This is a genomic window from Pseudomonas sp. B21-056, assembly GCF_026016325.1.
GTDB lineage: Bacteria > Pseudomonadota > Gammaproteobacteria > Pseudomonadales > Pseudomonadaceae > Aquipseudomonas.
This window is the reverse complement of sequence record NZ_CP087203.1, coordinates 1,736,029-1,759,364: the sequence shown is the minus strand read 5'-3', so window position 1 is coordinate 1,759,364 and position 23,336 is coordinate 1,736,029. Positions and strand designations below refer to the sequence as shown.

Below are 23,336 nucleotides of genomic sequence, written 5' to 3'. Positions count from 1 at the left end.
CACCGGCTGTGTTATTTCGGTTTCTGGACCGGCTTGGTGCCGCCCAGGTGTTTTGCCCCGCCACTGGCGATCAGCTCAGCCAGCTCGGAAACGTCCAGCAAGGCGCACATGTGCTCGATCACCGTACCGGCCAGCCATGGCCGTTGCCCTCGATGGCTGCGCCACTTGATCTCATTCGGGTCCAGGCGCAGCGAACGGCTGACCTGGTGCACCGCCAATCCCCACTCGTAACCCTGTACCGAAATCACGTATTGCAGGCCCTGGCGAAAATCATCGCGATAACGGTCCGGCATGACCCAGCGTGCGGTATCCAGGACCTTCAGGTTGCCGGACTGGCTCGGCAGGATCCCAAGGAACCAATCCGGCTGGCCGAACAACGGCGTCAATTCATGCCCGGCCAGGGAATAGATCGATCCCAGGCACACCAGTGGCACCGCCAGGGTCAACCCGGCGACATCGAACAACAGACACTCGAACGGCTCCGCGGCCCAGGCCGGACGGTCGTCCGTCGGTACCGGCGGCGGTGTGTTGCTCGGTGGCGGCAGATGAACTTCCACCACCGGCGTCACCAGGCCCTGCAACAACGGTGCAACGGTGGAAACCGCAGACAGCAGCGGCGCAGGCGCCTCCATGACTTTCACCGGTGGCTTGGCGAACGGTGTCTCGACCGCTGCGGCAACCACTGGCTTGCGTGCATCACGGGCCTGCTCCTCGAGCACGGCCGCCTGAAACTCATCCAGCACACCTTCGGGCTCGACGGGCGCGGGCAAAGCCTCGGGCACCTTCGGTTCCGGCGGCAATTCTTCGGTCGCTTCCTGCAACAGCCCGTCCAGGTAGGACTGCAAGGCCATTTGCGGACGCGAGGTTGTCTTGATCGGGCGGTTCATGAAATCTGTGCGCCGCATATAGACGTTATCGGCATGAGTGCCATGAGACTTGAGCCCGCAGAGCTTTTAGACGCGTTCAATCAGGCCACCTGCTGAGGAACAAGCTGCTGGGCCAGCAGGTGCTTGAGCAACGCCCGATAGGCCAGCACACCGCGGCTTTTGCCATCGAACTGTGAAGGGGTCATACCGGCGCGGCTGGCATCGCGCAGGCGCGTGTCGACCGGGATATAACCTTGCCAGATGTCGTCCGGGTACATGTCTCGCAACACGCGCAGGGTGCCCATGGACGCCTGGGTGCGACGGTCGAACAGGGTCGGCACGATATTGAACGCCAGCGACTGCTTGCGTGAGCGATTGACCATCGCCAGGGTATTGACCATCCGCTCCAGCCCCTTGACCGCCAGGTGCTCGGTCTGCACCGGGATCACCAGTTGCTGGCTGGCCGCCAAGGCATTGACCATCAATAAACCCAGCAGGGGCGGGCTGTCGATGATCGCGTAATCGAAATCCTGCCACAGCTGCGCCAGACTCTTGGCGATCACCAGGCCCAGGCCGCCCTGCCCCGGCGACTGCCGCTCCAGAGTCGCCAGCGCGGTGCTCGACGGCAACAGGGAAATCCGCTCATCACTGGTGGACAGCAGCAGTTGCCCCGGCAAGCCCTCGGGCACCGTGCCGCGGTGCAGGAAGAGGTCGTAGTTGCTGTGCTCCAGGCTATCGGGATCGTAGCCGAAATAGCTGGTCATCGAGCCGTGGGGGTCCAGGTCGACGATGACCACACGCTTGCCCGCCTCGGCCAGCAAGCCGGCTAAAGCGATGGAAGAAGTGGTTTTACCCACCCCACCTTTTTGATTGGCAACTGCCCAGACTCTCATTCAGATCGTTCCTCCCGGCCGAGACAGGCTCGACCGAGAAATAGCTCGGTTATAAAGCGGGTGACGGAGAATTGACGGCACTCTGTCTTCCCGGTGTCTTGACCGGGGTCGGTGCAGTTTGTGTGCCAGCCCGCTTCAATGCCGCATCCGGCGTTGCGTTGGCCGTGCCGGTACCGGTCAGGCTGCGGCGTACATCGAGGTTGCGCGACACCACCAGCACCACGCGCCGATTTTTTGCCCGCCCCTCGACAGTGGCATTGTTGGCGACCGGCTGGAACTCGCCATACCCCACCGATGCCAGGCGACCAGGGTTCACCCCCTGCATGGCGAGCATACGGACGATGCTCGCCGAACGCGCCGAAGACAGTTCCCAGTTGGTCGGATACTGCGCGGTGCGGATCGGCTGGTCATCCGTGAAGCCTTCCACATGGATCGGGTTGTCGAACGGCTTGAGGATCGCCGCCACCTTGTCGATGATGTTGAACGCCATGTCGCTGGGCATGGCGTCGCCGCTGCCGAACAACAGGCTGGAGTTGAGTTCGATCTCCACCCACAACTCGTTGCCGCGCACGGTCATCTGGTTGGAGCTGATCAGGTCGCCGAAGGCCGCACTGATGTCGTCGGCGATGCTTTTCAACGGATCGCTGCCACCGGCGATGCCGGCATCGACCTGCTCGGCGTCACGGACCAGCGGCTTGGCCGGTGTGGTCGTCTTGGGTCGCTCGTCACCAATGGGGATCGGCTTGAGGGCGCGGTCCGAGTCGGTAAAGACGCCGATCAACGCCTCGGAAATGACCTTGTACTTGCCCTCGTTGACCGAGGAGATCGAATACATGACCACGAAAAAGGCGAACAGCAACGTGATGAAGTCGGCGTAGGACACCAGCCAACGTTCGTGGTTGACGTGCTCTTCATGATTCCTGCGACGCGCCATGGTCCATTACTCCCATCAGTCCATGAAGCCCTGGAGCTTCAATTCAATGGAGCGCGGGTTTTCACCTTCGGCGATCGAGAGGATTCCTTCCAGCAACATTTCGCGATAACGCGACTGGCGCAAGGCAATGGATTTGAGCTTGGCGGCAATCGGCAACAACACCAGGTTGGCACTCGCCACGCCATAGATGGTGGCGACGAACGCCACGGCAATGCCGCTGCCCAGTTGCGAAGGATCGGCCAGGTTGCCCATCACGTGGATCAGGCCCATCACCGCCCCGATGATACCGATGGTGGGCGCATAACCGCCCATGCTTTCGAAGACTTTGGCCGCTTCGATATCGCGGCTTTCCTGGGTATAGAAATCCACTTCCAGGATGCTGCGGATGGCTTCCGGCTCGGCGCCGTCTACCAGCAGTTGCAGGCCTTTTCGCGAGTAGTTGTCCGGTTCGGCATCGGCCACCCCTTCCAGGCCGAGCAGGCCTTCCTTGCGGGCGGTCAGACTCCAGTTCACGACGCGATCGATACCACCGGCCAGGTCGACCCGTGGTGGAAACAGAATCCAGACCAGCACCTGTATGGCACGCTTGAACGCGCTCATGGGCGATTGCAACAGCGCGGCGCCGATGGTGCCACCGAGTACGATCAACGCGGCCGGGCCGTTGGCCAGGGCACCGAGATGACCGCCCTCCAGATAGTTGCCACCAATGATGGCGACGAACGCCATGATGATGCCGATCAGGCTGAGGACATCCATTACAGGCATGCCTCGACCAGGTTTTTACCGATGTCGTCCAATCCATACACCGCGTCGGCCAGGTCCGCTTTGACAATTGCCATCGGCATGCCATAAATCACACAACTGGCTTCGTCCTGGGCCCAGATCGCACTGCCGCCCTGCTTGAGCAGGCGTGCGCCTTCGCGACCGTCGGCGCCCATGCCGGTCAGCACCACCGCCAGAACTTTGTCACCGTAGGATTTGGCTGCGGAGCCGAAGGTAATGTCCACACACGGCTTGTAGTTCAGGCGTTCGTCGCCGGGCAGGATTTTCACCGCACCGCGACCGTCGATCATCATCTGCTTGCCACCCGGCGCCAGCAGCGCCAGGCCCGGACGCAGGATATCGCCGTCCTCGGCTTCCTTGACGCTGATATTGCACAGCTTGTCCAGGCGCTCGGCGAAGGCCTTGGTGAAGGCTGCGGGCATGTGCTGGATCAACACGATGGGGGCCGGGAAGTTGGCCGGCAACTGAGTCAGGACCCGTTGCAGCGCCACCGGACCGCCCGTGGACGTGCCGATGGCGACCAGTTTATAGGCCTTGCGCTTGGGCGCCGGCGACGATGCGCTGACTGGAGCCGGGCGCGCGGGCGCAGGGGCTGGAGCACTGCGTACCGGCGGCGGATTGAAGCCGCCCGACGACGGCGCAGGTGCAGGTGCAGGTGTAACCACAGGCGCCGGTGCCGCTGGGGTGTAGCCACTCACACGACGGTTGCTGCGGGAAATGCTGTGGACCTTCTCGCACAGCAACTGCCGGACCTTGTCGGGGTTGCGCGAGATGTCTTCAAAGTTCTTCGGCAGGAAATCCACCGCACCGGCGTCCAGCGCGTCGAGGGTGACACGGGCGCCTTCGTGGGTCAGGGACGAGAACATCAATACCGGGGTCGGGCAGCGCTGCATGATATGCCGCACGGCCGTGATGCCGTCCATCATGGGCATCTCATAGTCCATGGTGATCACGTCCGGCTTGAGTGCCAGGGCCTGATCGATTGCCTCTTTGCCATTGGTTGCGGTACCGACGACCTGAATCGTCGTGTCCGCCGAAAGAATTTCCGAGACGCGGCGGCGGAAGAACCCCGAATCGTCCACCACCAGGACTTTAACTACCATAAACACTCCGTTAGACGAGGCGCGGCGCCGGGCCACGCCCCTCCAGAATCAAATACGCCGTGCGGCGTAACGCTTGAGCATGCTCGGCACATCGAGGATCAGCGCGATGCGGCCGTCGCCGGTGATGGTGGCGCCGGACATGCCCGGGGTGCCCTGGAGCATCTTGCCCAACGGCTTGATGACCACTTCTTCCTGGCCCACGAGCTGGTCGACGACGAAGCCGATCCGCTGGGTGCCCACCGAAAGGATCACCACGTGGCCTTCGCCCTGCTCCACATGCGCCGCGGAGCTGACCAGCCAGCGCTTGAGGTAGAACAGCGGCAGAGCCTTGTCCCGCACGATCACCACTTCCTGGCCGTCCACCACGTTGGTGCGCGACAAGTCGAGGTGGAAGATCTCGTTGACGTTGACCAGCGGGAAGGCGAATGCCTGGTTGCCCAGCATCACCATCAGAGTCGGCATGATCGCCAGGGTCAGCGGGACCTTGATGAGGATCTTCGAGCCTGCGCCCTTGACCGAGTGGATGTTGATCGAACCGTTGAGCTGGGAAATCTTGGTTTTCACCACGTCCATGCCCACGCCACGACCCGACACGTCGGAGATCTCGGTCTTGGTCGAGAAGCCGGGGGCGAAGATCAGGTTGTAGCACTCGGTGTCGCTCAGGCGGTCGGCGGCGTCCTTGTCCATCACGCCGCGTTTGACGGCGATGGAGCGCAGCACGTCGGGGTCCATGCCCTTGCCGTCGTCGGAGATCGACAGCAGGATGTGGTCCCCCTCCTGCTCGGCGGCCAGGATCACCTTGCCGCTGCGGACCTTGCCCGAAGCTTCGCGCTCTTCCGGCGATTCAATGCCGTGGTCGACCGCGTTGCGCACCAAGTGGACCAGCGGGTCGGCCAGGGCCTCGACGAGGTTCTTGTCGAGGTCGGTTTCTTCACCCACCAGTTCCAGGTTGATTTCTTTCTTGAGCTGGCGAGCCAGGTCACGTACCAGGCGCGGGAAGCGCCCGAAGACTTTCTTGATCGGCTGCATCCGGGTCTTCATGACCGCGGTCTGCAGATCGGCCGTGACCACGTCGAGGTTCGACACGGCCTTGGACATGGCTTCGTCCTGGCTGTTAAGGCCCAGGCGCACCAGGCGGTTACGCACCAGCACCAGTTCGCCGACCATGTTCATGATCTCGTCCAGGCGCGCAGTGTCGACCCGAACGGTGGTCTCGGCTTCACTGGTCGGTTTTTCCGCCGGTGCAGCCGCCGCCGCGGCCGGTGCACGGGCAGGCGCAGGCGCGGCAGCCGCTGCTGCAGGCTTGGGTGCGGGTGCGGGCGTCTCGGCCTTGGGTTCCGGCGCCTTGGCGACGGGTTTGGGCGCAGCCTTGGCGGCGGGTGCGGCGGTCGTGCCGGCAGCGGGCGCAGCAGCGGCCGTGCCGACCTCGGTGAACTTGCCTTTGCCGTGCAAATCGTCGAGCAGCGATTCGAATTCCTGATCGGTAATCAGGTCGCTACCGGCCGCTGCGGCAGCGGGCTTGCTCGGGGCAGGCGCGGAAGCAATGGCCGACTCCAGGGCGTCGACGGCAAAGGTACCCTTGCCATGCAACTGATCGAGCAGGGCTTCGAACTCATCGTCAGTGATGTCGGAGCTGTCGCCTGCGGCTTTCGGCGCGGCAGGGGCTGTCGCCGGGACAACCGCATCGACGGCGAACTGGCCCTTGCCGTGCAGTTGATCGAGCAGCGACTCGAACTCCGCATCGGTGATTTCATCGCTGGCCGCGCCAGCATCGGCGGGTGCAGTCACTACCGGAGCCTGGGTCTGGGCCTGGGCTTCGGCCTTGACAGCACTCAGGGAGTCCAGCAGTTGTTCGAATTCGTTATCGGTGATATCGCCCGATTCCTCGGCGACCGGCTCCTCGACCGCAGGTTCTTCAACCATGGCTTCGACCGGAGCAGCTTCGTCAGCCGATTGCGGCTCGGCCAGGCGCGACAGCGCGGCGAGCAACTCAGGCGTGGCGGCGGTGATCGGCGAACGGTCACGCACCTCACTGAACATGCTGTTGACCGCATCCAGCGCTTCAAGCACGACGTCCATCAGTTCCGAATCGACGCGACGCTCACCCTTGCGCAGGATGTCGAACACGTTCTCGGCAATGTGGCAGCACTCCACCAGCTCGTTGAGCTGGAGGAAGCCGGCGCCTCCTTTTACAGTGTGGAAACCGCGAAAAATTGCATTGAGCAGATCCGCATCATCCGGTCGGCTTTCCAGCTCGACCAGTTGCTCGGACAGTTGCTCTAGAATCTCGCCGGCCTCAACCAGGAAATCCTGAAGGATCTCTTCATCGGCGCCGAAGCTCATTAATGGCTGCTCCTAAAACAGGGCTAAAACTCAGAATCCAAGGCTGGACAGCAAATCGTCCACATCGTCCTGGCCGGACATAACGTCTTCTCTTTTATCGGCATGAATCTGCGGACCTTCACCCTGAGAGAGATGTTTTTGTGGATCTTTTTCAGCAAGCATCGCCTCACGGTCGTGTTCGATGCCTGCAAAGCGGTCGACCTGGCTGGCCATCAACACCAGTTTGAGCAGATTGCTTTCGACTTCGGTGACCAATTGGGTGACGCGCTTGATCACCTGGCCGGTCAGGTCCTGATAGTCCTGAGCCAGCAGAATATCGTTGAGGTTGCTCGCTACCGCGCGGTTATCGGTGCTGCTGCGTGTCAGAAAACCGTCGACCCGACGCGCCAGGTCGCGGAATTCTTCCGCCCCGACTTCACGACGCATGAAACGCCCCCAGTCGGCGCTCAAGGCCTGGGCTTCATCACCGAGGCCATTGACCAGCGGCGTGGCGCTTTCCACCAGGTCCATGGTGCGGTTGGCGGCGGCCTCGGTCAGCTTGACCACATAGGACAGGCGCTCGGTCGCGTCAGTGATCTGCGAGACCTCTTCGGCCTGGGGCGTGTTCGGATCGATCTGGAAATTGACGATGGCGCTGTGCAGTTCACGGGTGAGCTTGCCGACTTCCTGGTACAGACCACGATCCCGGGTCTGATTGAGCTCGTGGATCATCTGGACTGCATCGCCGAAACGACCTTTTTCGAGGCTGTCGACCAGTTCGCGGGCATGTTTTTTCAGGGTCGATTCGAAATCGCCCATTGAAGCTTCATTATTCTCCATAGCTCCCCCGTGGCGCCGTTAACCGATGCGTTCGAAGATCTTTTCGATCTTTTCTTTCAACGCCTGGGCCGTGAAGGGTTTGACCACATAGCCGTTCACACCGGCTTGGGCCGCTTCGATGATCTGCTCGCGCTTGGCTTCGGCGGTGACCATCAGCACCGGAAGATGCTTGAGTTTTTCGTCGGCGCGCACATGGCGCAGCAAGTCGATACCGGTCATGCCGGGCATGTTCCAGTCAGTCACCAGAAAGTCGATGCTCCCGCTGTTGAGAACCGGGATGGCAGTGGTGCCATCGTCGGCCTCGACCGTGTTGGTGAACCCAAGGTCACGCAACAGGTTTTTTATGATCCGCCGCATCGTTGAAAAGTCATCAACGATGAGGATTTTCATGTTCTTGTCCAATTCGACCTCCAAGCAGTCTTAAACGCGTGCAGCACCTGAACGCGCCATTTCAATCAATCCGGTACAGCATTCGACAACGGCCCGGGACACCGGTACCGACTGTCAGCGCGCTCGCCACTCCCCCAAACGCCCCCGCAAACGGGCGGCGCACTGGCTGTGTAACTGGCTGACCCGCGATTCGCTGACCCCCAGGACCTCACCGATTTCCTTGAGGTTCAGCTCTTCGTCGTAGTACAGCGCCAAGACCAGTCGCTCACGCTCCGGCAAATTGGCAATCGCATCGGCCAGCGCGCTCTGGAAACGTTCGTCTTCCAGGTCACGCGCAGGCTCCATGTGAGTACTCGCGCCATCCTCGTGCAGCCCTTCATGATCGCCGTCCTGCAACAGGTCGTCGAAACTGAACAGGCGGCTGCCCAAGGTATCGTTCAAAATCCCGTAATAATCATCGAGACTCAACTGGAGTTCGGCCGCAACCTCGTGATCTTTAGCGTCTCGCCCGGTTTTCGCTTCAATTGCGCGAATGGCGTCACTGACCATGCGGGTATTGCGGTGCACCGAACGGGGTGCCCAGTCGCCCTTGCGGACCTCGTCGAGCATCGCGCCGCGAATGCGGATACCGGCGTATGTCTCGAAACTGGCGCCCTTGCTCGCGTCGTATTTGTTCGCCACTTCGAGCAGGCCGATCATGCCCGCCTGGATCAGGTCTTCGACCTGGACACTGGCCGGCAAGCGTGCCAGCAAGTGATAGGCGATGCGCTTGACCAACGGCGCGTAACGCTCGATCAGTTCGTATTGGGCGTCCCGTGCCGATTTTTTATAGAGGTGGTTGTATCCGCTGGCTGTCATAACACGGGCCCTGCTGTTTGTTGCACGAGACGCTCGACGAAAAACTCCAGATGCCCGCGCGGGTTGGCCGGCAGTGGCCAGGTATCGACCTTCTGGGCGATCGCCTTGAACGCCAGCGCGCATTTGGAACGGGGAAAGGCTTCATAGACGGCACGTTGTTTCTGGACCGCCTTACGTACGCTCTCGTCGTACGGCACGGCGCCGACGTACTGCAGGGCAACGTCGAGGAAGCGATCGGTGACCTTGGTCAACTTGGCGAACAGGTTGCGCCCTTCCTGCGGGCTCTGGGCCATGTTGGCCAGGACGCGGAAGCGGTTCATGCCGTAGTCGCGGTTCAATAGTTTGATCAGGGCGTAGGCATCGGTGATGGACGTGGGCTCGTCGCAGACCACCAGCAGCACTTCCTGGGCGGCGCGCACGAAGCTGACGACCGAATCACCGATGCCGGCCGCCGTGTCGATCACCAGCACATCGAGGTTGTCGCCGATGTCGCTGAAGGCCTGGATCAGGCCGGCGTGCTGGGCCGGGGTCAGATGAACCATGCTCTGGGTGCCGGAAGCGGCCGGCACGATGCGAATCCCGCCCGGCCCCTGCAACAGCACGTCGCGCAGTTCGCAGCGGCCTTCGATCACGTCCGCCAGCGTGCGTTTGGGGGTGAGCCCCAGCAACACGTCGACGTTCGCCAGGCCCAGGTCGGCGTCCAGCAGCATGACCCGCCGGCCAAGCTCTGCCAGAGCCAGGGACAAGTTCACTGACACGTTAGTCTTGCCGACGCCACCTTTGCCGCCGGTCACCGCGATCACCTGTACGGGATGCATGCTGCCCATGTTCGTTCTTTACCTGTCTTACTTAGACGAAGGCCACATTACTGGCTGCGCGTTCACATACGGAACATTGCCTGGCAGACCATCGATGTAGGTACAAAAAATATTCATGATTACCTCAGCCAACCTGCTTGGTCGGGCTGTGGTAGATATCAGCGAACATGTCAGCCATGGCTTCTTCGCTGGGTTCGTCCTGCATTTGCACACTCACGGCGCGGCTGACCAGTTGGTGGCGACGCGGCAGATGCAAATCATCCGGAATCCGCGGCCCATCGGTCAGGTACGCCACCGGCAGATCGTGACCGATCGCCAGGCTCAATACCTCGCCCAGACTTGCCGTTTCGTCCAGCTTGGTCAGGATGCAACCGGCCAGTCCGCAGCGTTTGTAGCTGTGGTAGGCGGCGGTTAGAACCTGTTTCTGGCTGGTGGTTGCCAACACGAGATAATTTTTTGACCTGATGCCGCGCCCGGCCAGGCTTTCAAGCTGCATGCGCAGGGCCGGATCGCTGGCTTGCAGGCCGGCGGTATCGATCAACACGACGCGCTTGCGCAACAGCGGTTCCAGCGCCTGGGCCAGGGATTGACCCGGATCCACATGGGTCACCGACACGTTGAGGATCCGGCCCAGGGTCTTGAGTTGCTCCTGGGCGCCGATGCGGAAACTGTCCATGCTGACCAGGGCAATGCTCTGGGCGCCGTATTTGAGCACATAACGGGCGGCGAGCTTGGCCAGGGTGGTGGTCTTGCCCATGCCGGCCGGGCCGACCATGGCAATCACCCCGCCCTCTTCCAGCGGCTCGACTTCCGGCGTGGCAATCATCCGCGCCAGATGCGCCAGCAACATGCGCCAGGCCTGGCGAGGCTCGTGGATATCGTTGATCAGCGCCAGCAGGTCGCGAGCCAATGGGCCGGACAGGCCGATGCGTTGCAGGCGGCGCCACAGGTTCGCCTGGGCAGGACGGCTGCCTTGCAGTTGGTTCCAGGCCAGGGAGCCGAGCTGGACTTCCATCAGCTCGCGCAGGCTGTTGAGCTCGAAACGCATCGAGTCCAGGGCACGCGGATCGACGCCAGCAGCCGGTGCGGCTGGAGCCGGCGCCGGACGACGCGGCTCGGCCGGGGTCGGCTCGATCAGCGGTTCGGCAGCGGTCAGCGGCAGGCCTGCGGTCAACGGCTGACCGGCAAACAATTGACGATTGGTGCCCGCGACGGCCTCGCCCTCGCTGCTGCGCAGGCTCAGTTCGGCCTGGGCGCTGGCGATGCGCGATTGGGTCTTGCGCAGCTCATCCTCAAGCTCCATGTTCGGAACCCGCGGGGCCAGCGCAGACAGTTTGTAGTCCAGGGCCGCCGTCAGCTCGACACCACCGGCGATCCGGCGGTTGCCGATGATGGCTGCTTCGGCGCCCAGCTCGTCACGAACCAGTTTCATGGCCTGACGCATATCGGCGGCGAAAAAACGCTTCACTTGCATAACCCACTACCTCAGCCGTTGGGCCCTACTGTCGCAACAATGGTCACTTGCTTGTTGTCCGGTATTTCCTGGTACGCCAGCACATGCAGCCCCGGGACCGCGAGGCGACCGAATCGCGAGAGCATCCCACGAATCGGACCCGCCACCAGCAGGATCACCGGTTGGCCTTGCATCTCTTGCCGCTGAGCTGCTTCGATCAACGAACGTTGCAGCTTCTCGGCCATGCTTGGCTCCAGCAGGACACCCTCTTCCGAGCCTTGCCCTGCCTTCTGAAGACTATTGAGCAATATCTGTTCCAACCTTGGCTCCAGCGTGATCACAGGCAGCTCCGACTCAGTGCCTACAATGCTTTGGACGATTGCACGGGATACGCCGACCCGCACCGCAGCCACCATGGCGGCGGTATCTTGACTCTTGGAAGCGTTGTTGGCGATGGCTTCGGCAATACTGCGGATGTCGCGTACCGGCACCTGTTCGGCCAGCAGCGCCTGCAAGATCTTGAGCAACTGCGACAACGAAACCACACCCGGCACCAGCTCTTCGGCCAGTTTCGGCGAGCCTTTGGCCAGTACCTGCAGCAATTGCTGGACTTCTTCGTGACCGATCAACTCGCTGGAGTGCTTGTACAGAATCTGGTTCAAATGGGTCGCAACCACCGTGCTGGCGTCCACCACGGTGTAACCGAGGGACTGGGCCTGGGCCCGCTGACTGATTTCAATCCACACCGCTTCCAGGCCAAAAGCTGGGTCCTTGGCGGTAATGCCGTTGAGCGAACCATAGACCTGACCCGGGTTGATCGCCAGTTCGCGGTCCGGGTAGATCTCGGCTTCGGCCAGGATCACCCCCATCAGTGTCAGACGATAGGCGCTGGGCGCCAGGTCGAGGTTGTCGCGGATATGCACGGTGGGCATCAGGAAACCCAGGTCCTGGGACAGCTTCTTGCGCACCCCCTTGATCCGCGCCAGCAGTTGGCCGCCCTGGTTGCGATCCACCAATGGAATCAGGCGATAGCCGACTTCCAGGCCGATCATGTCGATAGGTGTCACGTCGTCCCAGCCCAGTTCCTTGGTCTCCAGGGCACGGGCCGGCGATGGCAGCAGTTCCTGCTGGCGCTTGACCTCTTGCAACGCCTGGACCTTCTGCACGTTCTGCTTCTTCCAGAACAGGTAGGCACCGCCTGCCGCCACGGCCGCCATGCTCAGGAAGGAAATGTGTGGCATGCCCGGGACCAAGCCCATCACCGCCATCAGCCCGGCGGCCACGGCCAGGGCCTTGGGCGAGGCGAACATCTGCCGGCCGATCTGCTTGCCCATGTCTTCGGAGCCCGAAGCACGGGTCACCATGATCGCCGCAGCTGTGGATAACAACAGTGATGGCAATTGCGCCACCAAACCGTCACCGATGGTCAGCAAGGCGTAAACCTTGCCGGCGTCACCGAAACTCATCTGATGTTGGAAGATACCGACGGCCATGCCGCCGATCAGGTTGATGAACAGGATCAACAGGCCGGCGATGGCGTCACCACGAACGAACTTGCTCGCACCGTCCATGGAACCGTAGAACTCGGCTTCCTGGGCCACTTCCAGACGACGGAGCTTGGCCTGGCCCTGATCGATCAGGCCGGCGTTGAGGTCGGCGTCGATTGCCATTTGCTTACCGGGCATGGCATCGAGGGTGAACCGCGCGCTCACCTCGGAAATACGCCCGGCACCCTTGGTGACCACCACGAAGTTGATGATCATCAGGATGGCGAAGACCACGATACCGACCACGTAGTTACCGCCAATCACCACCTCACCGAAGGCCTGGATCACCTTACCGGCGGCGGCATGACCCTCCTGGCCGTGGAGCATGACCACGCGGGTGGACGCCACGTTCAGCGCCAGGCGCAACAGCGTGGCCACCAGCAGAATGGTCGGGAACACGGCGAAATCCAGTGGGCGCAGGGCATACACGCACACCAGCAGCACCACAATCGACAAGGCGATGTTGAACGTGAAGAACACGTCCAGCAGGAACGGCGGTACCGGCAGCATCATCATGGCGAGCATGACCAGCAGCAACAGCGGCACGCCCAGATTGCCCCGGCTGAGGTCTACGACGTTGCTGCGCGCGGTGCTGAGTAACTGAGAGCGATCCACCAATATTCCCCGTTCCTGTGAAGCAAACTTTTGACGCCCGAAACGGGCGCAGACGGGGTATTGCAAGAAGCCTTCCAACTTTTGCCAGACCTTGGAATACAAGCCTGGGACCAGAAATATGAACCCTGTGGGAGCGAGCCTGCTCGCGATAGCGGTGGTTCAGCAATGAAGGTATTGGCTGGAAGACCGCAATCGCGAGCAGGCTCGCTCCCACAGGTTTTGTCGCCAACAGAACCTGGCGCAGATTATTCAGGATCGCGGCGCAGGTCCGGCGGGATCGGCAGGTCCTTGAGCGGATCGGGGCGCTTGCCCTTGCCGGCGCGGTGCTGGCGGATCTGGTAGACGTAGGCCAGGACCTGGGCCACCGCCAGATACAGGCCGCCAGGAATCTCCTGGTCGAGTTCGGTGGAGTAATAGATCGACCGCGCCAGGGCCGGAGACTCCAGCAGCATCACTTCATTGGCCACGGCAATCTCACGGATTTTCAGCGCCAGGAAATCACTGCCCTTGGCCAGCAATACCGGGGCGTTACCCTTTTCCGGGTCGTATTTGAGCGCCACGGCGTAGTGGGTCGGGTTGGTGATGACCACGTCGGCCGTCGGAATCGCCGCCATCATCCGTCGCTGGGATACTTCATGTTGCAACTGGCGAATCCGCTGCTTGACCTCCGGTTTGCCCTCCGAATCTTTGTACTCGTCGCGAACCTCCTGCTTGGTCATCATCAGCTTCTGCTTGCTCTGGTACAGCTGGATCGGCACATCGATGGCAGCAATCAGGATCAGGCCGCAGGCCATCCACAAGGTGCTCCAGCCCACCAGTTGCACGCTGTGGATAATGGCCTGCTCCAACGGCTCATGGGCGATGCGCAGCACATCGTCAATGTCCGACTGCAACACCGCCAAGGCCACAGACAGGACCAGCAGGAATTTCCCGAAGGCCTTGAGCAGTTCCATCAGGGCCGAGGTGGAAAACATGCGCTTGAGGCCCGCCATCGGATTCATCCGACTGAACTTGGGGGCCAGGCTACCCGCTGCGAACAACCACCCCCCCAGGGAAATCGGGCCGATGAACGCAGCCAGCAGGAGGAAGATCAGGATCGGCTGCACCGCCCCGATCGCGATCTTGCCCGAGTGCAACAGGTATTGCGCCATGGCGCCCGGACTGAGCAGCACTTCGCGAGGCAGGGAGAAATTCAGGCGCATGATTTCCAGCAGGTCCAGGGCCAACCCACCCCCATAGATCAGCAGCCCGCCAGCACCGGCCAGCATCACCACAAGGGTATTGAGCTCCTTGGAGCGCGCGATCTCGCCCTTCTCCCGGGACTCGCGCTTGCGCTTTTCCGTAGGGTCTTCTGTCTTGTCCTGGCCACTCTCGCTCTCGGCCATGGTTCAGCGCGCCTGTGCCATGTCGCGTAGCAGCTGCAAGGCCTGGGTGGCCAGCGGCTGATACTGATTGAGAATATCCCCCAGGCTGACCCAGAAGATCACCATGCCCAGTACAAGAGTCAGCGGAAAGCCAATGGAAAAAATGTTCAGTTGCGGCGCCGCCCGGGTCATCACGCCAAATGCGATGTTGACCACCAGCAAGGCCGTGATCGCAGGTAGCACCAATACCATCGCCGCCCCCAGGACCCAGCCGAGCTTGCCGGCAACCTCCCAGAAATGGTTGACCAGCATCGCACTCCCAACCGGCATCGTGGTGAAGCTCTCGGTCAGCACCTCGAATACCACCAGGTGTCCGTTCATGGCGAGAAACAGCAACGTCACCAACATCGTCAGAAACTGACCGATCACCGCCGTATTAACGCCGTTCGTAGGGTCGATCATGGATGCGAAAGCCATGCCCATCTGAATCGAAATGATTTGCCCGGCCACCACGAACGCCTGGAAAAACAGTTGCAGCGAAAAACCCATCAAGGACCCGATAAGAATCTGTTCGGCCACCAGCATCAGCGCACTGAGGTCCAGGGCATGAACCTGTGGCATCGGTGGCAACCCAGGCACGATGACCACCGTGATTGCCAGTGCGAAATACAGGCGCACGCGCCTCGGCAGCAGGGTCGTACCGAAGACCGGCATGCTCATCAACACGGCGGTGACGCGAAACAGCGGCAAGACGAAAGCCGCCACCCAGGAGCCGATCTGGGTATCCGTCAGCGCGAGCATCGACATCGGGTCAGCCGATCAACTGCGGAATACTGCCGTACAGCCGCAGGATGTATTCCATGAAGGTTTGCACCAGCCAGGGCCCGGCGACGATCAGCGTCACCAGCATGACCAGCAGGCGCGGCAGAAAGCTCAGGGTCTGTTCGTTGATCTGGGTCGCGGCCTGGAACATCGCCACCAGCAGGCCCACCAGCAGACTGGGGACCACCAGGATGGCGACCATGACGGTGGTCAGCCAGAGCGCTTCGCGGAACAGGTCTACCGCTACTTCAGGAGTCATATCGCCCTACCTGCAAATGGTCTAAACACCGCCGAAACTGCCCGCCAGGGTGCCGATGATCAAGGCCCAGCCATCCACCAGCACGAACAGCATGATCTTGAACGGCAAGGAAATGATCAGTGGCGACAGCATCATCATACCCATCGCCATGAGTATGCTGGCGACCACCAGGTCGATGATCAGGAACGGGATGAAAATCATGAAACCGATCTGGAACGCGGTTTTCAGTTCGGACGTCACGAACGCCGGCACCAGGATGGTCAGCGGCGCCTGGTCGGCACTGGCGATGTCGGTGCGCTTGGACAGGCGCATGAACAGCTCCAGGTCGCTGCTGCGGGTCTGGGCCAGCATGAAGTCCTTGATCGGCACCTCGGCCTTGGCCACCGCGTCCTGGGCGCTGAGTTTTTCCGCCAGGTAGGGCTGCAGCGCATCCTGGTTCACCCGGTCGAACACCGGGGCCATGATGAACATGGTCAGGAACAGCGCCATGCCGGTAAGGATCTGGTTCGATGGCGTCTGCTGCAGACCCAGGGCCTGGCGCAGGATCGAAAAGACGATGATGATCCGGGTAAAACTGGTCATCAGCATGACGAACGCCGGGATGAAACTCAGCGCGGTCATGATCAGCAGGATCTGCAGGCTGACCGAGTATTCCTGGGCTCCTTGGGCATTGGTACCGAGGGTGATGGCCGGGATCGACAACGGATCGGCGGCGAACGCCAACGGCGCGGCCAGCATCAGGGCCAGCGCCAACAGAATGCGCAACGGCATTACTTCTTATCCTTCTGATCTTTACCCAACAGTTCCATGAGGCGCTGGGCAAATTCGGGGGTGGCCTGGTCGGTGGCGGGCACCTGCACCGGCTCCTTGAGGACATGCAACGCAGTAATGGTGCCCGGGCTCAGGCCCAGCAGAATCTGTTCGTTGCCGACCTGCACCAGCACCAGCCGGTCCCGCGGGCCGAGCGCGCGGGAGCCGACGATGTCGATGACCTGCCCCTTGCCGGCGGGCCCCGCCTGCTGCACGCGCCGCAGCAGCCAGGCGAGAAAGAAAATCAACCCCAGCACCAGCAACAAGCCGAGCACCAATTGCGCCAGTTGTCCGGCCATGCCGCTGCCGGCCGTCGAGGCAGTGGCCGCGGTGCTCGCGGGCTCGGCCGCCAGAACGCTGAATGGCAGCATCAGGGCGGTAGCGAAAAGACCTTTCACTCAGCGCAGCTTCTTGATGCGTTCGCTCGGGCTGATCACGTCCGTCAGGCGAATGCCGAACTTCTCGTTGACCACCACCACTTCGCCATGGGCGATCAGGGTACCGTTGACCAGCACGTCCAGCGGCTCACCAGCCAGGCGATCCAGCTCGATCACCGAGCCCTGGTTGAGTTGCAACAGGTTACGGATGTTAATGTCGGTGCTACCCACTTCCATGGAAATCGACACCGGGATGTCGAGAATCACATCCAGGTTCGGCCCGTCCAGCGACACCTGTTCGTTGTTTTTCGGCGCGCTGCCAAACTCCTCCATCTGCAGGCGATTGGACGAACTGGCACCCGTGTCGGCGGCCAGCAAGGCGTCGATGTCGTCCTGCCCGGTTTCACCGGCTTCTTCCAGGGCGGCAGCCCACTCATCGGCCAGCGACTGGTCGTCCTGGTTGTTCATATCATTAGCCATCATTTGTCCTCGGCGGGCAAAAAATCAGTTAAAAACCAAATTCAGCTACAAACTAAAGCGTTCGACATTGCTCAGCGGCGTTCGATCGGCTCGATCACCTGCAACGCCAGGTTGCCTTTGTGAGAACCCATCTTGACCTTGAAGGCCGGTACGCCATTGGCGCGCATGATCATGTCTTCGGGCATTTCGACGGGAATGATGTCCCCCGGCTGCATGTGCAGGATGTCCCGCAGGCGCAACTGACGCCGGGCAACCGTCGCGCCGATCGGCACATCGACATCCAGCACGTCCTGGCGCAAGGCATTGATCCAGCGCTCGTCCTGATCGTCGAGGTCCGATTGGAAACCGGCGTCGAGCATTTCGCGCACCGGCTCGATCATCGAGTACGGCATGGTCACGTGCAGGTCCCCGCCGCCGCCATCGAGCTCGATGTGGAAAGTCGATACCACGATGGCTTCGCTCGGACCGACGATGTTGGCCATGGCCGGGTTCACTTCCGAGTTGATGTACTCGAAGTTCACTTCCATGATCGCCTGCCAGGCTTCCTTCAGATCGACGAAAGCCTGCTCCAGCACCATGCGTACGACCCGCAGCTCGGTCGGGGTGAACTCACGCCCCTCGATCTTGGCGTGACGACCGTCACCGCCGAAGAAGTTGTCCACCAGCTTGAATACCAGCTTGGCATCGAGGATAAACAGCGCGGTGCCACGCAACGGTTTGATCTTCACCAGGTTGAGGCTGGTGGGTACATACAGCGAGTGCACGTACTCCCCGAACTTCATCACCTGCACGCCACCGACCGCCACATCGGCGGAACGACGCAGCATGTTGAACATGCTGATGCGGGTATAGCGGGCAAAACGTTCGTTGATCATCTCCAGGGTCGGCATGCGTCCGCGAACGATGCGATCCTGGCTGGTCAGGTCGTAGCTTTTGACGCTGCCCGGTTCAGCAGCGTTTTCGGTCTGTACCAGGCCGTCGTCGACGCCGTGCAACAGCGCGTCGATTTCGTCCTGGGACAACAGGTCCTGCACGGCCATGGCGGGTTCCTACTGCAATACGAAGTTAGTGAAGAGCAACTGTTCGATCACCACTTTGCCGAGCTCTTTCTGAGCCACTTCCTGCACGCTGGCCGTGGCTTTCTGACGGAGCATTTCCTGGCCGACCGGGGTGGCCAGGGTGTCGAAATTCTGTCCGGAGAACAGCATCACCAGATTGTTGCGGATCAGCGGCATGTGCACCCGCAGTGCTTCCAGGTCCGCCTGGTTACGACCCAGCAAAGTGATGCTGACCTGCATGTAGCGTTGACGGCCATTCTGGGTGTAGTTGGCGACAAATGCTGGCGCCATGGGCTCGAAAATCGCCGGCTGCTTGCCCACAGGCGCAGCCTCGACCACCGCCGCCGGCTTGCTTTGAGCGCTGTGCATGAAATACCAGGTCGCCCCCACGGACACACCGATGGCCAGGAGCACACCCACCACGATCAGGATGATCATCTTGAGTTTGCCTTTGGTTGCGGGGTCCTTTACAGCTGCTGCTTCGCTCTTCGCCATGCCAATAATCCGTCACTAATCGGGGGTTTACGGTTGCATGGCAAGGCAGGAGCAAGTGTTATGCCAGAAGCAATTTGCAACACCCGAAAACAACTGTGGGAGCGGGCCTGCTCGCGAAGGCGGTGTGTCAGTCGACTAATGTTCAACTGATCTATCGCTATCGCGAGCAGGCTCGCTCCCACAGGATGTAGTGCGCCGGGTCAGGCGTAGTAATCGACCGCGCTGGTACCAATGACGCTGGTGGTAGCGGCCGCCACTTCAGCAACGCTGGCCGGCAGGTGTTCATCTGCCGAATCCACCCGTCCACCGGATGACGACGTCCGTCCGGCCTGGGCCTGCTGCTGCGCCTGCTGGTTCTGGTTCTGCGAGCCACGGGACTGATCGGACACGTTGACGTCGACCTGGCCCATGCCCTGCTGGGCGAAACTGTCCCGCAAGCGATGCAACTGGCCTTCGAGGGCTTCGCGAACGCCGGTGTGGGCACTCATGAACGTCACTTGGGTCTGTTGATCCGGCACCATGTTCACCCGGATGTCCAGGCGACCGAGTTCAGCGGGTTGCAACTGGATGTCGGCTGCCTTGAGATTGACGCTCGACAGGTACATCACCCGGTTGACCACCTCTTCGGTCCAGCCACTCTGGTTCATGGCGATGGGCTGGTTGACCGGCACCGCATTGGCGGTCTTGGGCGTAGCGGCCTGGGTCAGTGCCGCCAGGCGGTTGGCGAAATCATCCACGCGGGTGTCGCTGGTAGCCGAGCCCAGATCCTTGAGCCCCTCGCCGATCAGGCCACTGAAGGCCTTTTCCCCACCCTGGCTGCCAGGGCCGGTACTGTTCTGGTCGGCTTGCACGGTGAGCATGCTTGCCATGCCGGCGGCAAATGTCTGGGCCGACGTCGGCTCACCGTCGAGCGGAGCGGGGGTGACTGTCTTCGACTGGCTGGTAGCGGAAACGTGGCCGCCCTGCTCCATCGCCAGTCGCAACGCCGGCAAGGCATCGAGCGGATCGGCATCGGGGTCGAATTCCGGATCCACCGGCGGCGCAGCCTGGGCTGCCACAGCCAGCGGAACGACCGGGGCCGCCACCGTAGCCGCTACTTGCGGCACCGTCGCGGCGTCCACCACAGGCACGGGCACCACGTCGGCTTGAACCACAGGCGCAACCACCTCCGGCGGCAACATCGGGTCGACGGCAGGATCGGCAGGCGCCGCGTCCGCCACCGGGTTTTCGGTGTCGGAGGCGGCATTGTCGTCATTGTCAGCCGTGTCATCGGCCTTGACCGGCTTGTCGGCAGGCAAGGCTTTGCCGCTATCGGCAACCGTCGGCTCCGGGGCGGCAGCCGTTTCATCACCAGCGTCCTTTTTGACGCTGTTGTCGGGCTTATCGCGCACCGGCTTCATGGATGGCTCAGGGGACGACGAGGATTTGACGGGCGCCTGCTGGGCGAAGACCTGAGCGAAGCTGGAGGCTCTAGTGCCGAGGTCCGGAGCCGCTGCCGGCGGATTGACGGCGGCCTGCGGCTTGGCCTGGGCAGTGGCCTGAAGCAGTGTATTGGGCGTAACGGGCATAAAAGGTCTCCGCTGCACTGAAATCATAGGTACAGTCGAGACTGGACAATGCAAGGGATGGGCCAACGCCTGGACAGTGGCGACGCCCGGTAGTCAACGTTCAGCAGTGAAAGCCTTCGCGCTCTTCCCTGCAAAGATTGCGGACATGAGCAAATTCGCTGTCGATTTCGCTGACCAGCTTCTCGATGCCCCCCAGGGAGGGCTGTTTGGCACGCTGTTCCAGCTCACCGCACAGTTCGGCCAGGCGGATGGCGCCCATGTTGCTGCTGCTGCCCTTGAAGCTGTGGGCGGTGGCGCTCAGCTTTTCGGCATCGCGGGCTTCATGCAGCACGCGCAGGCGTGCCTCTGAGTCATTGAGAAACGTATCCAGTAATTCCAGATACCCTTCCTCCATGACTTCCTTCAACGTGCTGAGCACGTCACGGTCCAGATGAATCTCGTTCACTTGTTCGCTCCCTGATCAAGAGTGGCGCGGATTATGCCAGAGCCTCCCAGAAAAACTCCACACGGACACTACGACCATCGTCTGACCAACGGGCCTGGTGACTCAACTGACGCACCAGGCTTACACCACGTCCCGACAACCGATCACTGTCCAGCGGCCGGGCCAGCACACGACCGACATCAAAGCCCTGACCGCTGTCCTCGACCTCGATCACCAGGCGACCACCGTCGCCGTGGGGTGTGACATGCAAGTGTACCCGGATGTGACCGGTGTCCAGTTCATCCAGTCGGGTACTGCGCTCCATGTAGTACCGGGCAAAGCCCGACGCGTCGCGCTTGATGCTCGAATCGAGCCCTAGCACCCCATGCTCCAGGGCATTGGAATAGAGCTCCGAAAGCACACTGTAGAGAGCGCCACTCTGAGCCCTGAGCCCGTGCACCTCAAGCAGCAATTGCAGCAGGTACGGCATCGGGTTGAAGCGCTTGAGCGTCTGGGCCCGAAACTCGAAACTCACCGACCAGTCCAGCGGACTGGACTGGCCGCTATCGGAATAGACCGGTGGCGGCGGATTGAGTTGCGTCGGCGCGACCATGCGAACTTCGACCATGCTGAAATCGTCGCGGGCCTCGCCGCGAAAGTCCCGCAGGGCCTGCTGGATATCTTCGAAAAGACAGTCGGGCTCACGGTTGGCGGCAAACACCTGTTGCAGCCGCTCCACACCGAACAACTGGTCATCGGCATCGCTGGTGTCGATGACGCCGTCAGATAGCAGGAATATCCGGTCACCCACCGCCATGGGATGCACTTCGGTACGATCATCGAATAATTGCGGCGTGAGCACCCCCAATGGCAGGTGCCGTGCCGGCAGCGGCGTGCGCACGCCGCTGAGGCTGTCATGCAGGTAGCCATCGGGCATGCCGCCATTCCAGATTTCCACGGTGCAGCGCTGGAAACCCAGGCAGAGCAGCGTCGCACAACAAAACATATCCACCGGCAGGATGCGTTTGAGCTTGGCATTCATCTCCCGCAGGATCTGCGCCAGGCCATAGCCTTTGGCGGTCATGCCGTAGAACACTTCCGCCAGCGGCATCGCACCGACCGCCGCCGGCAAGCCGTGCCCGGTGAAATCCCCCAGCAGGATGTGCATATCGCCGGCCGGATTGAACGCAGCCAGCAGCAGGTCGCCATTGAACAGGGCGTAGGGCGATTGCAGGTAGCGGATATTCGGCGCACTCAAGCAGCCGGAATGGGCGATCTTGTCGAACACGGCCTTGGCGACCCGCTGTTCGTTGAGCAGGTAATCGTGGTGCCGGGCGATCTGGTCGCGCTGCTCGACGACCGTGGCCTGCAATCGGCGCAAACGGTCCATGGCCTTGATCTTGGCGGCCAGGATCACCTGGTTGTAAGGCTTGGCGAGGAAATCGTCACCGCCGGCTTCCAGGCAACGGGCCAGGCCTTCGCTTTCAGTCAATGACGTGAGGAAAATGATCGGCACCAGTTGGTCGCCGGCCAACCGCTTGATCTTCTGCGCCGCCTCGAACCCATCCATGACTGGCATCATCGCATCCATCAGCACCAGGTGCGGACGTTGCTCCGTATAGATTTCCACCGCTTCGGCGCCATCGGCTGCGGTGAGCACGTGATGGCCCTGGCGGCGGACAATGGTCGACAACAGCAGTCGGTCAGCGGCACTGTCTTCGGCAATCAGGACCGTCAGCGACTCCAGATCGGACAACATGGCTGTCGATCAGGCTTTGCCCGGATGGACTTTGTCCTGATGGGCATGCCCTGCCTGCGGCTTGTCTTTCTCCGACTTGTCGTCCTTCGGGCCGTCGATATCGAACAGCTTGTCGAAATTGGAGATCGCGAGAATCTTGCGCACATCCGCGCCGCAGTTGGTGACATTCACGTCGGCATCTTCGCCACCGGCATGATCACGGAGCAACAGCAGCATGCCCAGCGCGGAGCTGTCGAGGTAGGTTGTATCCTTCAGGTCCACGACGTAGATTTCGGGCTTCCTGTTGAGCCTCTCGTAGGACTCGCGAAACTCCTGATGCCGTCCGAAATCGAATCGACCCTTGATCGAAATCGTCAGCTTCTTTCCATCATCGGATACTTCGGTAACGACTGACATAGTTGGCTTCCCTGTCATGGACATACGTGTACAAGGTTTAGCATCTGGTAAAGGACTGAGCAAGGTTTTGGAGCACCCAACCGACAAAATCCCGACTTCATG

General features: G+C 61.4%; 23 protein-coding genes and 1 pseudogene. All 24 read right to left on the bottom strand.

Translation table 11 applies throughout. The features are described 5' to 3' along the window. Positions 1–11: 11 nt before the first annotated feature. On the bottom strand, positions 12–887 hold the full coding sequence (locus LOY67_RS07860; RefSeq protein ID WP_265066667.1) for a CheW domain-containing protein: 876 nt from the start codon (positions 885–887) through the stop codon (positions 12–14). 80 nt (positions 888–967) lie between these two features. Then, positions 968–1,759 (bottom strand): ParA family protein, encoded by a 792-nt coding sequence (locus LOY67_RS07855; RefSeq protein WP_265066666.1) that lies wholly within the window; start codon positions 1,757–1,759, stop codon positions 968–970. A 49-nt stretch (positions 1,760–1,808) separates the two neighbouring features. Continuing rightward, positions 1,809–2,693: a flagellar motor protein MotD gene (motD, locus tag LOY67_RS07850; RefSeq protein WP_265066665.1), complete on the bottom strand. Its 885-nt coding sequence runs from the start codon at positions 2,691–2,693 to the stop codon at positions 1,809–1,811. 15 nt (positions 2,694–2,708) lie between these two features. Further along, positions 2,709–3,449, bottom strand: a complete 741-nt coding sequence (locus LOY67_RS07845; RefSeq protein WP_024778677.1) for a flagellar motor protein — start codon at positions 3,447–3,449, stop codon at positions 2,709–2,711. Beyond that, positions 3,449–4,579 (bottom strand): protein-glutamate methylesterase/protein-glutamine glutaminase, encoded by a 1,131-nt coding sequence (locus LOY67_RS07840; RefSeq protein WP_265066664.1) that lies wholly within the window; start codon positions 4,577–4,579, stop codon positions 3,449–3,451. The genes LOY67_RS07845 and LOY67_RS07840 overlap by 1 nt, the downstream gene beginning before the upstream one ends. A gap of 48 nt (positions 4,580–4,627) precedes the next feature. After that, positions 4,628–6,922 carry a chemotaxis protein CheA gene (locus LOY67_RS07835; protein ID WP_265066663.1) on the bottom strand — a complete coding sequence of 765 codons (2,295 nt, stop codon included), beginning with the start codon at positions 6,920–6,922 and terminating at the stop codon, positions 4,628–4,630. A gap of 30 nt (positions 6,923–6,952) precedes the next feature. Then, a complete protein-coding gene (locus LOY67_RS07830; protein WP_265066662.1) occupies positions 6,953–7,741 on the bottom strand; it encodes a protein phosphatase CheZ in 789 nt (262 codons plus the stop codon). Positions 7,742–7,759: 18 nt separating this feature from the next. Then, positions 7,760–8,131: a chemotaxis response regulator CheY gene (locus tag LOY67_RS07825; protein ID WP_003183998.1), complete on the bottom strand. Its 372-nt coding sequence runs from the start codon at positions 8,129–8,131 to the stop codon at positions 7,760–7,762. Between the two features lie 114 nt (positions 8,132–8,245). Continuing rightward, the gene (gene fliA / locus LOY67_RS07820; protein ID WP_024778673.1) at positions 8,246–8,989 is read right to left on the bottom strand and encodes an RNA polymerase sigma factor FliA; all 744 of its coding nucleotides are present in this window, start codon (positions 8,987–8,989) and stop codon (positions 8,246–8,248) included. Next, a complete protein-coding gene (fleN, locus tag LOY67_RS07815) occupies positions 8,986–9,816 on the bottom strand; it encodes a flagellar synthesis regulator FleN (protein WP_003184001.1) in 831 nt (276 codons plus the stop codon). Before fleN ends, fliA begins: the two co-directional genes overlap by 4 nt. A 115-nt stretch (positions 9,817–9,931) precedes the next feature. Beyond that, positions 9,932–11,281: a flagellar biosynthesis protein FlhF gene (gene flhF / locus LOY67_RS07810; protein WP_265066661.1), complete on the bottom strand. Its 1,350-nt coding sequence runs from the start codon at positions 11,279–11,281 to the stop codon at positions 9,932–9,934. Between the two features lie 11 nt (positions 11,282–11,292). Next, positions 11,293–13,422 carry a flagellar biosynthesis protein FlhA gene (gene flhA, locus LOY67_RS07805; protein ID WP_265066660.1) on the bottom strand — a complete coding sequence of 710 codons (2,130 nt, stop codon included), beginning with the start codon at positions 13,420–13,422 and terminating at the stop codon, positions 11,293–11,295. 245 nt (positions 13,423–13,667) lie between these two features. After that, entirely contained in the window at positions 13,668–14,807 is a 1,140-nt protein-coding gene (gene flhB, locus LOY67_RS07800; protein ID WP_265066659.1) for a flagellar biosynthesis protein FlhB, read from the bottom strand. Between the two features lie 3 nt (positions 14,808–14,810). Next, positions 14,811–15,593, bottom strand: a complete 783-nt coding sequence (gene fliR, locus LOY67_RS07795) for a flagellar biosynthetic protein FliR (protein WP_265066658.1) — start codon at positions 15,591–15,593, stop codon at positions 14,811–14,813. A 4-nt stretch (positions 15,594–15,597) separates the two neighbouring features. Further along, a complete protein-coding gene (gene fliQ, locus LOY67_RS07790) occupies positions 15,598–15,867 on the bottom strand; it encodes a flagellar biosynthesis protein FliQ (RefSeq protein WP_265066657.1) in 270 nt (89 codons plus the stop codon). 21 nt (positions 15,868–15,888) lie between these two features. After that, entirely contained in the window at positions 15,889–16,638 is a 750-nt protein-coding gene (gene fliP / locus LOY67_RS07785; RefSeq protein WP_265066656.1) for a flagellar type III secretion system pore protein FliP, read from the bottom strand. Beyond that, a complete protein-coding gene (fliO, locus tag LOY67_RS07780) occupies positions 16,638–17,048 on the bottom strand; it encodes a flagellar biosynthetic protein FliO (RefSeq protein ID WP_265067716.1) in 411 nt (136 codons plus the stop codon). Before fliO ends, fliP begins: the two co-directional genes overlap by 1 nt. Before the next feature lie 27 nt (positions 17,049–17,075). Beyond that, positions 17,076–17,534 carry a flagellar motor switch protein FliN gene (gene fliN / locus LOY67_RS07775; RefSeq protein WP_265066655.1) on the bottom strand — a complete coding sequence of 153 codons (459 nt, stop codon included), beginning with the start codon at positions 17,532–17,534 and terminating at the stop codon, positions 17,076–17,078. Positions 17,535–17,605: 71 nt separating this feature from the next. Then, entirely contained in the window at positions 17,606–18,574 is a 969-nt protein-coding gene (gene fliM, locus LOY67_RS07770) for a flagellar motor switch protein FliM (protein WP_003184019.1), read from the bottom strand. 9 nt (positions 18,575–18,583) lie between these two features. Beyond that, positions 18,584–19,087, bottom strand: a complete 504-nt coding sequence (gene fliL, locus LOY67_RS07765) for a flagellar basal body-associated protein FliL (RefSeq protein WP_041020351.1) — start codon at positions 19,085–19,087, stop codon at positions 18,584–18,586. 200 nt (positions 19,088–19,287) lie between these two features. Further along, positions 19,288–20,655, bottom strand: coding sequence for a flagellar hook-length control protein FliK (locus tag LOY67_RS07760; protein ID WP_265066654.1), 1,368 nt, complete (start codon positions 20,653–20,655; stop codon positions 19,288–19,290). A 100-nt stretch (positions 20,656–20,755) separates the two neighbouring features. Then, positions 20,756–21,100: an Hpt domain-containing protein gene (locus LOY67_RS07755; protein ID WP_139647220.1), complete on the bottom strand. Its 345-nt coding sequence runs from the start codon at positions 21,098–21,100 to the stop codon at positions 20,756–20,758. Between the two features lie 31 nt (positions 21,101–21,131). Further along, a complete protein-coding gene (locus LOY67_RS07750; RefSeq protein ID WP_265066653.1) occupies positions 21,132–22,838 on the bottom strand; it encodes a fused response regulator/phosphatase in 1,707 nt (568 codons plus the stop codon). 96 nt (positions 22,839–22,934) lie between these two features. Beyond that, a pseudogene (locus tag LOY67_RS07745) lies at positions 22,935–23,234 on the bottom strand (STAS domain-containing protein); the annotation flags it as partial. Positions 23,235–23,336: the final 102 nt, after the last annotated feature.

What these genes read in the sequence shown, in the direction of transcription:
- fliL (WP_041020351.1), bottom strand. Translation starts at nt 19,087, where the DNA reads ATGGCGAAGAGCGAAGCAGCAGCTGTAAAGGACCCCGCAACCAAAGGC.
- motD (WP_265066665.1), bottom strand. Translation starts at nt 2,693, where the DNA reads ATGGCGCGTCGCAGGAATCATGAAGAGCACGTCAACCACGAACGTTGG.
- flhF (WP_265066661.1), bottom strand. Translation starts at nt 11,281, where the DNA reads ATGCAAGTGAAGCGTTTTTTCGCCGCCGATATGCGTCAGGCCATGAAA.
- fliO (WP_265067716.1), bottom strand. Translation starts at nt 17,048, where the DNA reads ATGCTGCCATTCAGCGTTCTGGCGGCCGAGCCCGCGAGCACCGCGGCC.
- fleN (WP_003184001.1), bottom strand. Translation starts at nt 9,816, where the DNA reads ATGGGCAGCATGCATCCCGTACAGGTGATCGCGGTGACCGGCGGCAAA.
- flhB (WP_265066659.1), bottom strand. Translation starts at nt 14,807, where the DNA reads ATGGCCGAGAGCGAGAGTGGCCAGGACAAGACAGAAGACCCTACGGAA.
- LOY67_RS07830 (WP_265066662.1), bottom strand. Translation starts at nt 7,741, where the DNA reads ATGGAGAATAATGAAGCTTCAATGGGCGATTTCGAATCGACCCTGAAA.
- LOY67_RS07855 (WP_265066666.1), bottom strand. Translation starts at nt 1,759, where the DNA reads ATGAGAGTCTGGGCAGTTGCCAATCAAAAAGGTGGGGTGGGTAAAACC.
- fliQ (WP_265066657.1), bottom strand. Translation starts at nt 15,867, where the DNA reads ATGACTCCTGAAGTAGCGGTAGACCTGTTCCGCGAAGCGCTCTGGCTG.
- LOY67_RS07835 (WP_265066663.1), bottom strand. Translation starts at nt 6,922, where the DNA reads ATGAGCTTCGGCGCCGATGAAGAGATCCTTCAGGATTTCCTGGTTGAG.
- LOY67_RS07760 (WP_265066654.1), bottom strand. Translation starts at nt 20,655, where the DNA reads ATGCCCGTTACGCCCAATACACTGCTTCAGGCCACTGCCCAGGCCAAG.
- fliM (WP_003184019.1), bottom strand. Translation starts at nt 18,574, where the DNA reads ATGGCCGTGCAGGACCTGTTGTCCCAGGACGAAATCGACGCGCTGTTG.
- fliA (WP_024778673.1), bottom strand. Translation starts at nt 8,989, where the DNA reads ATGACAGCCAGCGGATACAACCACCTCTATAAAAAATCGGCACGGGAC.
- fliR (WP_265066658.1), bottom strand. Translation starts at nt 15,593, where the DNA reads ATGTCGATGCTCGCGCTGACGGATACCCAGATCGGCTCCTGGGTGGCG.
- LOY67_RS07750 (WP_265066653.1), bottom strand. Translation starts at nt 22,838, where the DNA reads ATGTTGTCCGATCTGGAGTCGCTGACGGTCCTGATTGCCGAAGACAGT.
- LOY67_RS07845 (WP_024778677.1), bottom strand. Translation starts at nt 3,449, where the DNA reads ATGGATGTCCTCAGCCTGATCGGCATCATCATGGCGTTCGTCGCCATC.
- LOY67_RS07825 (WP_003183998.1), bottom strand. Translation starts at nt 8,131, where the DNA reads ATGAAAATCCTCATCGTTGATGACTTTTCAACGATGCGGCGGATCATA.
- fliN (WP_265066655.1), bottom strand. Translation starts at nt 17,534, where the DNA reads ATGGCTAATGATATGAACAACCAGGACGACCAGTCGCTGGCCGATGAG.
- fliP (WP_265066656.1), bottom strand. Translation starts at nt 16,638, where the DNA reads ATGCCGTTGCGCATTCTGTTGGCGCTGGCCCTGATGCTGGCCGCGCCG.
- LOY67_RS07840 (WP_265066664.1), bottom strand. Translation starts at nt 4,579, where the DNA reads ATGGTAGTTAAAGTCCTGGTGGTGGACGATTCGGGGTTCTTCCGCCGC.
- LOY67_RS07860 (WP_265066667.1), bottom strand. Translation starts at nt 887, where the DNA reads ATGAACCGCCCGATCAAGACAACCTCGCGTCCGCAAATGGCCTTGCAG.